General features: G+C 67.2%; 11 protein-coding genes. 4 read left to right on the forward strand and 7 right to left on the reverse strand.

The features are described 5' to 3' along the window. The 6 genes from EET13_RS16610 to EET13_RS16635 form a co-directional block, all read right to left on the reverse strand. Positions 1 to 984: PE family protein (locus EET13_RS16610; protein WP_136623177.1), on the reverse strand; the 984-nt coding region annotated here is incomplete at its 3' end. 83 nt (positions 985 to 1,067) lie between these two features. Then, positions 1,068 to 2,945: a peptidoglycan D,D-transpeptidase FtsI family protein gene (locus tag EET13_RS16615; RefSeq protein ID WP_168990808.1), complete on the reverse strand. Its 1,878-nt coding sequence runs from the start codon at positions 2,943 to 2,945 to the stop codon at positions 1,068 to 1,070. A gap of 176 nt (positions 2,946 to 3,121) precedes the next feature. Then, complete coding sequence (ftsL, locus tag EET13_RS16620; RefSeq protein WP_122443316.1) at positions 3,122 to 4,393, reverse strand: cell division protein FtsL; 1,272 nt, start codon at positions 4,391 to 4,393, stop codon at positions 3,122 to 3,124. Continuing rightward, positions 4,390 to 5,556 carry a 16S rRNA (cytosine(1402)-N(4))-methyltransferase RsmH gene (rsmH, locus tag EET13_RS16625; RefSeq protein WP_122443317.1) on the reverse strand — a complete coding sequence of 389 codons (1,167 nt, stop codon included), beginning with the start codon at positions 5,554 to 5,556 and terminating at the stop codon, positions 4,390 to 4,392. The genes ftsL and rsmH overlap by 4 nt, the downstream gene beginning before the upstream one ends. A gap of 1 nt (position 5,557) precedes the next feature. Beyond that, positions 5,558 to 5,989, reverse strand: coding sequence for a division/cell wall cluster transcriptional repressor MraZ (gene mraZ, locus EET13_RS16630; protein ID WP_075548795.1), 432 nt, complete (start codon positions 5,987 to 5,989; stop codon positions 5,558 to 5,560). 384 nt (positions 5,990 to 6,373) lie between these two features. Next, entirely contained in the window at positions 6,374 to 6,778 is a 405-nt protein-coding gene (locus EET13_RS16635) for a DUF3040 domain-containing protein (RefSeq protein ID WP_122443318.1), read from the reverse strand. A 334-nt stretch (positions 6,779 to 7,112) separates the two neighbouring features. Here EET13_RS16635 and EET13_RS16645 point away from each other — a divergent pair, with 334 nt between their 5' ends. Further along, entirely contained in the window at positions 7,113 to 7,748 is a 636-nt protein-coding gene (locus EET13_RS16645; protein WP_122443320.1) for a GNAT family N-acetyltransferase, read from the forward strand. A 96-nt stretch (positions 7,749 to 7,844) separates the two neighbouring features. After that, positions 7,845 to 8,531, forward strand: a complete 687-nt coding sequence (lppM, locus tag EET13_RS16650) for a lipoprotein LppM (RefSeq protein ID WP_122443340.1) — start codon at positions 7,845 to 7,847, stop codon at positions 8,529 to 8,531. 8 nt (positions 8,532 to 8,539) lie between these two features. On the opposite strand, the gene EET13_RS16655 is transcribed toward lppM, so the two are convergent. Beyond that, positions 8,540 to 9,436 carry a mycobacterial-type methylenetetrahydrofolate reductase gene (locus tag EET13_RS16655; protein ID WP_122443321.1) on the reverse strand — a complete coding sequence of 299 codons (897 nt, stop codon included), beginning with the start codon at positions 9,434 to 9,436 and terminating at the stop codon, positions 8,540 to 8,542. 293 nt (positions 9,437 to 9,729) lie between these two features. On the opposite strand from EET13_RS16655, the gene idsA2 reads away from it, so the two are divergent. Then, positions 9,730 to 10,788, forward strand: a complete 1,059-nt coding sequence (gene idsA2 / locus EET13_RS16660) for a bifunctional (2E,6E)-farnesyl/geranyl diphosphate synthase (RefSeq protein WP_122443322.1) — start codon at positions 9,730 to 9,732, stop codon at positions 10,786 to 10,788. Between the two features lie 4 nt (positions 10,789 to 10,792). Then, the gene (locus tag EET13_RS16665) at positions 10,793 to 12,334 is read left to right on the forward strand and encodes an alpha-(1->6)-mannopyranosyltransferase A (protein ID WP_122443323.1); all 1,542 of its coding nucleotides are present in this window, start codon (positions 10,793 to 10,795) and stop codon (positions 12,332 to 12,334) included. Positions 12,335 to 12,336: the final 2 nt, after the last annotated feature.

Raw genomic sequence — 12,336 nt, forward strand, 5'->3', positions numbered from 1 at the left:
GCCCCACAGGTAGCCGCCGCGCCCGCCGCCGGCACCGGCCCCGCCCTGGCCTCCGGCGACGGTCCCGTTGCCGCCGTCACCGCCGCTACCGCCATGACCGCCGGCACCGCCGGTGCCCAACAACCACCCGGCAGCACCGCCGGAACCGCCGGCACCACCGGTGACGCCCCCGGTGAACGACCTTCCGCTCGACCCGCCGTCGCCGCCGGCGCCGCCGTTTCCGCTCAAAAAGCCCCCATGCCCGCCGTTACCACCGGCCGCGCCCGCCGTGGGCACGCCAAGACCTGCGCTGCCACCGGTGCTACCAGCACCGCCATGACCCCACAGCCAGGCGTTGCCGCCAGCGCCGCCGGCACCGGCGATCGCGTTGGACGTACCCGCCCCGCCGGTGCCACCGGCACCGCCGCTACCGAACAGCCATCCGCCGTCGCCGCCCCGACCACCGGCGCCGGTGTTGGCGGCCGCGCCGCCGGCCCCGCCGTTGCCGATCAGCCCGGCGGCACCGCCGTTGCCGCCGGCGGGATGACTGCCGTTTCCGGGTCCGCCCTCGCCGCCGTTGCCGAACAGCAAACCGCCGGCGCCACCGTCACGCCCCGAAGCCCCGGGCGCCCCGTCGCCGATCAACGGCCGCCCCAACAGCGCCAGCGCGGGAGCGTTGACCAGGTCCAACAGACCTGCAACCGGCGACTGCAGCCCTGCCGCGCTCATCGCCTCGACGCCGGAATACGAGCTGGCAGCCGCATTCAGGGCGAGCACGAACTGGTCATGAGCAACCGCCGCCCGGGCGCTCAAAGCCTGAAAGCCATCGGCATGAGCGCTGAACAACGCGGCAAGGGCGGTGGAGATTTCGTCGGCGGCCGCGGCCAGCACGTTGCTGGTAGGTGCCGCCGCGACGGCACTCGCCGTGGTGATGGTGGATCCGATGCCCGCCAACTCCGTTGCTGCGGCCGCCAGTTGCGAAGGCATCGCGACGACCAACGACATCCGGTACCTCCCCACGGGTCAGCAAACGGATCGTATCGCGATCTCCACACCCCGTCGGGCGCTTTGGAACGACGCGGTTGGCCTCAAGTGGCCTGCAAGACCAGCGGCGGCCCCGGGTCTGGTGACAGCGGCACGTTCTCGCGTTGCATCAGCCAACCGGCGATGTTGTGGAACAGCGGGGCAGCCGAGTGGCCCGGGCTGCCGTCGGCGTTGCGCTCCGGATTGTCCATCATCAGCCCGATCACATATCGCGGACTGTCGACCGTGGCCATGCCGGCGAAGGTAATCCAGTACACGTTGTCGAAGTAGCATCCGCAGGCGGGGTTGATCTGTTGTGCGGTCCCGGTCTTGCCGGCCATCTGGTAACCGGGTACCGCAGCCGCGGGGCCGGTGCCCTGCTGGTAGCCCATCGGGTCCTGCTGCACGACGGCGCGCAGCATCTGGCGCACGGTCTGGGCCGTCTGCGCCGACACCACCCGGATGCCTTCGGGGCGCGGTTCCTCGGTGCGGGTGCCGTCGGCTGCGATGGTGGCCTTGATGATCCGCGGCGGTATTCGCACCCCGTCGTTGGCGATCGCCTGATACATGCCCGCCATCTGCAGCAGGGTCATCGAAAGACCTTGGCCGATAGGCAGATTCGAGAATGTGCTCCCCGACCACTGGTCAATGGGCGGCACCAGACCGGCACTCTCACCGGGCAGGCCCACACCGGTGCGCTGGCCCAGCCCGAACTTGCGGACCATGTCGTAGAAGCGCTCGGGACCCACGCGTTGCGCCAGCATCAGCGTGCCGACGTTCGACGATTTCCCGAACACGCCGGTCGTGGTGTAGGGCATTACGCCGTGCTCCCAGGCGTCGTGCACGCTGATCCCGCCCATCTCGATGGTGCCGGGAACCTGCAGCACCTCGTCGGGATTGGACAGCCCGTACTCGATGACCGACGAGGCGGTGATCACCTTGTTCACCGATCCCGGTTCGAAGGGTGACGACACCGCCGGGTTGCCCAATTGTTTGTCGCCCTGCCGCCCGATGTCCTGGGATGGGTCGAACGTATTGTCGTTGGCCATGGCGAGCACTTCGCCGGTCTTGGCATCGAGCACCACCGCCGAGACGTTGTGGGCACCCGACAAATTCCTGGCCTGCTGCACCTGCTGCTGTACGTAGAACTGGATGTCGTTGTCGAGGGTGAGCTGGACGGTCGAACCGTGAACCGCCTTGTGCCGGTTGCGGTAGCTGCCGGGGATCACGACGCCGTCGGACCCGCGGTCGTAGGTGACCGAGCCGTCGGTTCCGGCCAGCACGGCGTCCATGGAGTCCTCCAGACCCAGCAGGCCGTGCCCGTCCCAATCGATGCCGCCGACGATATTGGCCGCCAGCGACCCGCCGGGGTACTGTCGCAAGTCCTGCCGCTCGAAGCCCACCTCGGGATACTTCTCCGAAATAGCGCTGGCAATCGCGGGGTCGACGGCACGTGCCAGGTACACGAACGACTCGTTGCTCTGCAGCTTCTTCAGCACTGTCGCCGCGTCGGGCTTGTTGTTCAGCTTGCCCGCGATTTCCTTGGCAATATCCTTGAGCCGCTGTTGCGGGTCAGGGGCGGCGGGGGATTTCTTCTTGGCCTCCTCCAGCTGCTGGCGGACCCGTTTGGGCTGAAAGGTCAAGGCACGCGCCTGGATGGTGAACGCAAGCCGGTCGTTGCGGCGGTCAACAATAGCGCCGCGAACCGCCGGTTCGACGTCGGTGACCTTGAGCTGGCCGGCCGCCTGAGCGCGCAGGTTGGCGGCATGTGACACCTGCAAATAGAACAGCTGTGTCGCGGCGACCATCATCAAGGCGAAAATCACCGCGTTGCCGGCCCGATGCCGAAAGACGAACGACGCGCCTCGGATTGCCACTTCGGCTGCCTGACGGGTTCGCCGTTGCCGCGCCGGCCGGCCGGGCGCGGCCGTCTCGGCGCGCAGCGCGGCGCGGGTTTTGTCGGCGTCCTTGGCTTTACGGAATCGCTGGGGAGCCTGAGGCTCGTCGGCCCGGCGCTCGCTTGACTTCTTCGACCGCTTCGACTGCCGTGCGTCGACGGCTTGCTGACGTGTGCGGGGACCACCCGTCGACGGTCCCGAACGAGGGTGCCCGCCGCGGCTCACCGTGGCCCCCCCGGCGCCGCCGGCAGTGATGGAGTCACCGGGCCGAACTGCTCGCCGTTGACCGACACCGGTGGTGCAGCCGTCGGTGGCGGAGCCGCCACGATCGCCGGAGGCGCCGGCGCCACCGGCGCTACAGGGGCCAGGGGGGCTGTCGGAGCCTGCGGCACGCCGGGAGCGACCAGCGCCGGCGGCACGATGCCCGCATGCAGCGGTACCGGAACCCCTGTCGGCGCAGGCGCCGGTACCACAGCCGGGCCGGGCAGCTGGACCGGCGCGGAAGGCGCAGAGCCTGCGGGTGCGGGCTGCTGACCGGGTAACGGCGGCTGTCCCGGCACTCCCAGCGCCTGGCCCGGCACTCCCGGCACTTGGCCCGGCACCTGTTCCGGCACTCCCGGCAGTTGACCCGGCAACTGGTTGGTGTCGGCGCCCAGCGTCGCCGCGCCGTCCGGAGTGCGCGGCAGCAACTGCGGCCCGGACCGCGCGGGCGGGGCAGGGTCACCGGGGCCCGGCATGACCCGAACCGGAACCTCGGGAGGAACCACCGGAGGTTTCGGCGGCGCGGGCGGACCTTCCTCCGGCAGCTTCGTGTTCAGCGGAGGCGGCGGAACGCCGTCGGCCGGCTTGGGGGTTCCCACCACCACCCAATTGCCGTCGGGCGCCTGAACCAAGTGGGCGGTGTCCCTGGTCGGGATCATGCCCTGCTTGCGCGCCGCCTCTGCCAGCGCTGGCGCAGACTCGGCCTCGCGAACATCGCGCTCCAGCGACTCCTTCTGCTGCTGCAATATCCGGGTCCGTTCCCGGGCGTGACTCAGCTGATACGACCGCTCGGCGGCATCGGTGGACAGCCACAGCGTGAGCGCGAGACCGACCCCGAGTGAACCGATCACCAAGACCACAAATGGGACCTTGCTCAGCAAGGTGCGGGGCCGCAGGTCGACCGACATCAGCCTGGTCGCCAACCGCTCGCTCAACTTAGGACGTACTACTTTGGGCGCCTTGGCTTTTCGAGCCTTGGCGCGAGCCTTGGCCTGACCGGTGTTCTTGGGCCGGGCCGGACGTTCCACGGGCCGGGGAATCGGGCTGGTCTGCGGTCCAGACTTCGGCATGCGCGCTTCGGGGTGCGGCGCACTGGTTTTGGCCACCCGTCCGCGACGCGACGCGGAGTCGGCCGCCGCGCGCCGGCTGGTTGGGGCGGAACGATCACTACCGCCGCGACGTTCGCTGCCGCGGCGGTTCGCCGGGACCCGAGCTTCGCGCTTCGTCTTCATGAATCGCCCTTCCCGGTCGCCCGCCGCGGTTCTGCCTCGTGGTCAATGCGTTGCAACGCCCGCAACCGCACCGCGGTGCTGCGTGGATTGCTTTCCATTTCGGCCGCATCCGCGCGTTCAGCGCCGTGGGTCAGCGACCGAAACCGCGGTCCGTGGCCGGGAAGCTCGATCGGGAGCCCGATCGGTGTTCTGGAGGCGACCGCGTCGGCGAACACCCGCTTGACGATTCGGTCCTCCAGCGACTGGTAGGCCATCACCACAATCCGTCCGCCAACGCAGAGTGCGGCCATCGCGGCGGGAAGAGCGCTGCGCAACGAATCCAGCTCCTCATTGACCGCGATCCGCAGAGCCTGGAAGGTGCGCTTGGCCGGATGCCCGCCGGTGCGCCGGGCCGCAGCCGGAATCGACTGGTAGACAACGGCAACCAGTTCGGCAGTCGAGGTGAACGGCGTGTGGGCGCGCTGCCGGACAATACGCCCGGCGATGCGGCGGGCGAACCGCTCCTCACCGTAACGGTGCAGAATATCGACCAGTGCGGCCTCGTCGTAGGTGTTGAGGATGTCGGCGGCTGTCCGCGGTAAGTCCGGGTCCATCCGCATGTCCAGCGGAGCGTCCTTGGCATAGGCGAAGCCGCGCGCGGCACGGTCGAGTTGCATCGACGAGACGCCCAGATCGAATAGCACGCCATCAATCGATTCGGCTGCGCCATAACTGAATTCGGCCAATGCCGCCGCGAGACCGTCGTAGCGGGTGCGCACCAGGGCGATCCGCTCGGCGAAGGGCGCCAACCGATCCCGGGCAACGTCTAGTGCGCCGGGGTCGCGATCCAGCCCGATCAGCCGCAGGCCCGGCAACTCCCGAAGAAACCACTCCGCATGCCCGCCGGCGCCGAGGGTGGCATCGACCAACACCGCCCCCGAGCCGTCCGGATGACGACGGGTCAGGGCCGGGGTTAGCAGCTCGACGCAACGCCGCGCCAGGACAGGCACATGACCGAAATCCCTTGTGCCCTCAGCCGCCACGACACCTCCCCGGGTGCAGCAATACCTGCCTGGCCACTGCCGCGTCCCTGCACCGAGGTCCCTGTCCGAAGGCGCGAACCTGGCGTCGGGGAAGTACGCCAGGGTCGGTTCGGGCAGAGACCACGGTGCACGGACATGCACCTCAGAAGATGTCGCCGAGTGCTTCATCGCTGGCCGCGGAGAAGTTCTCTTCATGGAGTTGTTGGTAGTCGTGCCAAGCCTGGGCATCCCAGATCTCGAGGTAGTCGACCGCGCCGATCACCACGCAGTCCTTGGAAAGACCCGCGTAGCGGCGATGGTCGGCCGAAAGCGTGATCCGGCCCTGGCCGTCGGGGTGTTGCTCGTCGGTGCCGGCGGCAAGGTTGCGCAGGAACGCCCGTGCTTCGGGGTTGCTTCGCGGTGCCTTGCTCGCCCGGCGCGCCAACTGCTCGAACTCCGCTCTCGGGTAGACGGCGAGGCTGTGATCTTGGCTCTTGGTGACCATCAACCCCCCTGCCAACGCGTCGCGAAACTTTGCCGGCAGCGTCAGCCGCCCCTTGTCGTCGAGTTTGGGCGTGTAGGTGCCCAGAAACACTAGGCCACCTCCCACCTAGAGCCGCTGCGCTCACCCAAACACTTCAGCCACCATACCCCACAATCCCCCACTTCGCCCCATTGATGGGGTGTCGGCACCTAATTTCTCCATGAGTCTGTCGCGCCGGGCCGCCTGCAGGCCGTCGCACGGTCGCCATCGCGCCCACTCGTCCTGACAAAACTGCATTTCAGGAGGCAGAAAGTCGCAAATGGGGCGCCAAGTGGGGCGTGGTGGGGCATGCGAAGGCCAGTGGATCACGACTGGGCCGCGGAATGGGCTCCGCGCCGTTACCCACCAATGGCGACTGCGGTGGCGCAAGGCCGGCGGCGCACGCAAAAAACGGGGCAGCCATCCGGCTGCCCCGTGACGTCTACGTTCGCGCGTCTACTCGTCGAAACGACGGCGGAACCGATCCTCCATCCGGCTGGTGAATGAGCCCCCGACCCCTTTACCGCGACGCTGGCGAGGTCCCCCGGACGTCGGCCGAGAGTGATCCAGCCGACCCGGCAGCCGCGGGCCGGTGACCGCATACACGACGCCGCCGAACATCACGACAAATCCGAACACGCTGAGGATCGGAAAGGTTCCGATCATCGTGGCTTTGAATGCGACCCCGGAAACCAGCATGGCCAGACCAATGACGAACAACGCCGCACCCTGCAAGCGCCGACGTGCCGTCGGTGCGCGAAAGCCCCCACCGCGGACACTCGACGCGAACTTAGGGTCCTCGGCGTAGAGCGCGCTCTCGATCTGCTCAAGCATCCGCTGCTCATGATCGGAGAGTGGCATTCGTCCCTCCTTGCCGACAGAGTGTCACGTAACTACCGATAGCAACGCGGATGCCCGTTGTGGGGGCAACTAACTCAGATGATACGAGGTCATTCCCAGCCGTACCACTGATTCGCCGGCGATTCTATCCCGGCCCCGCCCCGGCGCACGAATGTCCCCGATACCCATGTGGTGCAACTGGTCACAATCTCGATATCGCTGGCAAATCGCTTGCTGAGTGGCACGTTGTCAGCCGGCATCTCGACGGATCCGTGAACCGCGGCCGCACTGGCCCGATCGCGTGGTCCGATACTGGTTGCTGGAGCACCGCACCGGATCATCGTGAGGAGGGCACTTGGCGATATTCCTCATTGATCTGGCCCCCAGCGACATGGAACGCCGCCTCAGGGAGGCCCTGACCGTCTATGTCGACGCGATGCGCTACCCCAGAGGCACCGAAAGCCAGCGGGCGGCCATGTGGCTGGAACACATCCGGCGGCAGGGCTGGAAGGCTGTCGGCGCCATCGAAGTAGCGGACCCCGACGTGCCCGATCAGACGGCCAGCCCGGATGCCGACGACAACCGGTCGTCAGCGGCCGCCGACCTGAGCAACGCGCCGATGGTCGGCGTGGCCTACGGCTACCCCGGCGCCCCCGGTCAGTGGTGGCAGCAACAGGTGGTCCTCGGGCTGCAGCGCAGCGGTTTTCCGCCGCAGGCGATCTCGAGGATTATGAGCAGTTATTTCGAATTGACTGAATTGCATATCCATCCCCGCGCCCAAGGCCGTGGCATCGGCGAGGCGCTGGCCCGCCGGCTGCTCGCGGGCCGGCAGGAGGACCACGTTCTACTGTCCACTCCGGAGACCAACGGCGAGGCCAACCGGGCGTGGCGGTTGTACCGGCGGTTGGGCTTCACCGACATCATCCGCGGCTACCACTTCGCCGGCGACCCCCGGGCGTTTGCGATCCTGGGCCGCGCGTTACCCCTGTAGACCGACCGTGGACGGCTCGCCTAAGCGGCGCACCGGGTCTGGCACGATGACCTGGTGCGCGCCAGCCCTCCCTCGCTTCCAGCCCACAAGTCCCACATAGCCGGGACCCGACGGCGTCGCATGCTGGCCATCGCGATGCTGCTGATGCTGGTGCCGTTGGCGACCGGATGCCTTCGCGTCCGGGCGTCGATCACCATCTCTCCTGACGACTTGGTGTCCGGCGAGATCATCGCTGCGGCAAAACCGAAGAGCAACAAGGACACCGGTCCTCAACTCGACAGCAACAACCTGGCTTTCAGCCAGAAAGTGGCTGTCTCCAACTACGACAGCGACGGCTACGTGGGTTCCCAGGCGGTGTTCTCCGATTTGACGTTCGCGGAGTTGCCACAGCTGGCCAACATGAACTCCGATGCGGCCGGGGTGAACCTGTCGCTGCGCCGCAACGGCAATCTGGTGATTCTGGAGGGCCGGGTGGACCTGACCTCATTGACCGACGCGGACGCCGACGTCGAGTTGACCGTCGCGTTTCCCGGGACGGTGACCTCCACCAACGGTGACCGCATCGAGCCCGAGGTGGTGCAGTGGAAGCTCAAGCCGGGCGTGGTAAGCACCATGAACGCTCAGGCCCGCTATACCGATCCCAACACCCGGTCATTCACCGCGGCCGGAATCTGGCTGGGCATCGCGTCGTTTTTGGCCGCGGGGGTGGTCGCGCTGCTGGCCTGGATCAGCCGGGACCGTTCCGCTCGGCTGACCGCCGCGGGCGACCAGCCGCCTGGTTAAACGGGTCGTCAGCCCTGCTTGTCGGGCGCCCAGTAGTCCAGCATTTCGGCGAAGGTATCGAATGCCGGCGCGGACAGGCCATACGTCGCCTCGAAATGGATGCTCAGCGGAAAGCCGAGATCCACGACACCATCCACCACACGCTGGTAGAGCTCGACCATGAGCCGGCGCTTCTGGGCAGGTTCGCTGGCGGCCAGCTTGTGGACGAATTCCTGTTCGCCGGCGACGGCGGTGTTGCCCGGGTCCTGGATCAACCAGTTGATCAAGCCGACCCGTGCCTCGACCTTGGGGACAAAGCCGAATGACAGCAGGATCTCGGGTCGATGGTCGGTGGCCTTGGCGAACTCGGTGAGGAAACCCACGATCGCGTCGGAATACAGCAACTGGGTCATGCCGTAGGTGGCGCCGTGGTTGCATTTGAAATCGAGCCGATCATGCTCGCCGTCCCGGGTGGGAATCACGATGACTCCGCGGTTGGCCACCAGCTCGCGATAGATCGACAACGCGTCGGTTGGCGCGACACCGGAGCCTTCGCCGTCGTTCATCGTGCGCGGGACCCCGACGAACACCACGCCTTCCATCCCGGCAGCGCACAGGTCGGCGAGCCTCCCGTGAAGCGACGATTCGTCCATGAAGGCGGTGACCTGCGTGCACAAGCCACTGATCCCGGGCAACTGCGCTCTGATGATCGACCAGAACTCCAGGACGTCGAGCTTAGGCTGCATCGGAACCGGCCGATCGTCGTCCTCGGCGATCATTCCCGGAATCATCACGTGCCGGATTCGGCAGTCAAGGCCGGACTCGGCGGAGTACCGGAGCAATTTGTGCGCGTCTTCCAGAGCGCGCTCCCGGCCCCCGTCGACGTTGGGCGGCACCAGCTCGAGTGCGATGGTGTTGAGCGTCACATGGCACCTCTTCCTCAGACGACTACTGCTCAAACCGCGCCACGCCGCGCACACCCCCGCGCCGGGCCACAACACAGGGCCACCACGACAGCATAGGGGCGGAATGGCTAGTTAGTCGAAGCAACTGCGTTCATCCGAATGCGGACCAATCCGCCCGTAGGCAGCCCGAATGGATTCCGGCCGCCCGAGTGAGGCAATCTCCGTCCAGCGCCGGGGCCCAATACACTGTCGGGCCAGGGACTTGCCGAGCAGAAAGGGGCGCCGCGCTGAGCGTCGAAGCATCGGCAACCGACTTGGGCGGCGCCATCACCGACCAGCTACGGCGGTATTTGCACGAGCGTCGCAGGGAGGCGGCGTACATCGGCAGTGAATACGACCTCTTGACGGCCTGGCTGGAAGATTTTGCGCTGCGCGGGGGGAAACGGCTCAGGCCGGTCTTCGCATACTGGGGCTGGCACGCCGTGGCAACCGAGGAGCCCGGCCCCGAGGTACTGCGGTTGTTTTCGGCCCTCGAGCTGTTGCATGCCTGGGCTTTGATACACGACGACGTGATCGATGCCTCCTCGACCCGCCGTGGCCGGCCTACGGCCCATGTGCATTTCGCCGCGCTGCACCGGGAGCGCAACTGGCTCGGCCCGGCACAGCAGTTCGGAATCTCGGCGGCAATACTGCTCGGCGACGTGGCCCAGGCCTGGGCCGATGACATCGTTTCCGAGCTGTGCCAGTCGTACTTGCGGCCCGACGCTGCGCGCCGGGTGCAGCGGGTATGGTCCGGCATCCGTACCGAGGTGCTGGGCGGGCAATACCTCGATATCGTGGCCGAGGCCAGCGCGGCCAACTCGATCGCCTCGGCGATGACGGTCGCCACCTTCAAAACCGCCTGCTATACGGTGTCGCGGCCGCTGCAACTCGGGGTTGCCGCCGCCGCCGAAAGGCCCGACGTCGCGGCCGCGTTCCATCAGTTCGGGACGGATCTCGGGGTGGCGTTTCAGCTGCGCGACGATGTGCTGGGGGTGTTCGGCGACCCCGCGGTGACCGGCAAACCGTCCGGCGACGACCTGAGGTCGGGGAAACGTACGGTGCTGATAGCCGAGGCAGCCGAACTCGCGGAGAAGTCGGATCCTCAGGCGGCGAGCCTGCTGCGTAATTCGATCGGCACCGAGCTGACCGACGTGCAGGTGCGCGAGCTGCGCGAGGTCATCGCTGGGGTCGGCGCTTTGGCAGCCGCCGAGAGGCGGATCACCGAACTCACCCAGCGAGCGCTGACCACACTTGGATCGGCGCCCATCAACGCACGAGCCAAGGCCGGATTGTCGCAGTTGGCTCGGACGGCCACGGACCGGTCGGCCTGAACCGATGACCACCGCGACGCCTCCGCCGGAAGCTGCTTCCGCTACGAAACTACCAGTGGGCCAACGTCTTTCACAGATTCGCAGATTTGCCGCCACGCCGCAGGCCAAGCCCGCATGGCTGGGCTTCCTGGGGGCGGTGCTGATCACCGCCGGCGGGCTGGGAGCGGGCAGCACGCGCCAGCACGACCCACTGCTGGAGACGATTCACATGTCGTGGCTGCGGTTCGGCCACGGGCTGGTGGTGTCGTCGATCGTGTTGTGGTTGGGTGTGGGCCTCATGCTGGTCGCATGGCTGCGGCTGGGCCGGCACGTTCTCAGCGGCGAAGCGACCGAGTTCACCATGCGGGCCACCACCGCGTTCTGGCTGGCGCCGCTGCTGCTGTCGGTGCCCGTCTTCAGCCGCGACACCTACTCCTATCTGGCCCAGGGCGCACTGTTACGCGACGGCCTGGATCCCTATGCGGTGGGGCCGGTGGGTAACCCAAACGCGTTGCTGGACGACGTGAGCCCGATCTGGACGATCACCACCGCCCCCTACGGCCCGGCGTTCATTCTGGTGGCCAAGCTGGTCACGATCATCGTCGGCAACGACGTGGTCACCGGGACCATGCTGTTGCGCTTGTGCATGCTGCCCGGACTGGCGCTGCTGATTTGGGCTACTCCCCGCCTGGCCCAGCACCTCGGCGCCAACGGCTCGATTGCACTGTGGACCTGCGTGCTCAATCCGCTGGTGCTCATCCATCTGATGGGTGGAGTACACAACGAGATGCTGATGGTGGGCCTGATGGCGGCCGGCATCGCGCTCACCATGCAGCGGCGCCATATCGCGGGGATCACGCTGATCACGGTAGCCATCGCGGTCAAAGCAACGGCCGGGCTGGCGCTGCCGTTCCTGTTCTGGGTTTGGATGCGTCACCTGCGCGATGATCGCGGGTACCGGCCGGCCCGGGCGTTCCTGGTCGCCGCCGCGGCGTCGCTGCTGATTTTCGTGGCGGTGTTCGCGGTGCTGTCCGCGGTGGCCGGGGTCGGGCTGGGGTGGTTCACCGCGCTGGCCGGTTCGGTGAAGATCATCAACTGGTTGACGGTGCCGACGGGAGCGGCAAATCTGATCCATGCCCTGGGCCGGAACTTCTTCACTCTCGACTTCTACACCTTGCTGCGGATCACCCGGTTCATCGGAATCCTGATCATCGCGGTGTCGCTGCCGGTGCTGTGGTGGCGATTCCGGCGCGACGACCGGGCCGTGCTGGCCGGCATCGCGTGGTCGATGCTGATTGTGGTGTTGTTCGTCCCCGCCGCCCTACCGTGGTATTACTCCTGGCCACTGGCGATAGTGGCGCCGCTGGCCCAGTCACGGCCTGCGATCGCCGCTATCGCCGGGTTCTCGACCTGGGTCATGGTGATCTTTAAGCCCGATGGATCGCACGGCATGTATTCCTGGCTGCATTTCGGGCTGGCGACGGCGTTCGCGCTACTGGCCTGGTATTCGCTGTACCGGGCACCGGAACCGAGTGCTGCAAGAAGTGCAACGGAATCCGCTCAATAGGC

This window comes from Mycobacterium attenuatum (assembly GCF_900566085.1).
Classification (GTDB): Bacteria; Actinomycetota; Actinomycetes; order Mycobacteriales; family Mycobacteriaceae; genus Mycobacterium; species Mycobacterium attenuatum.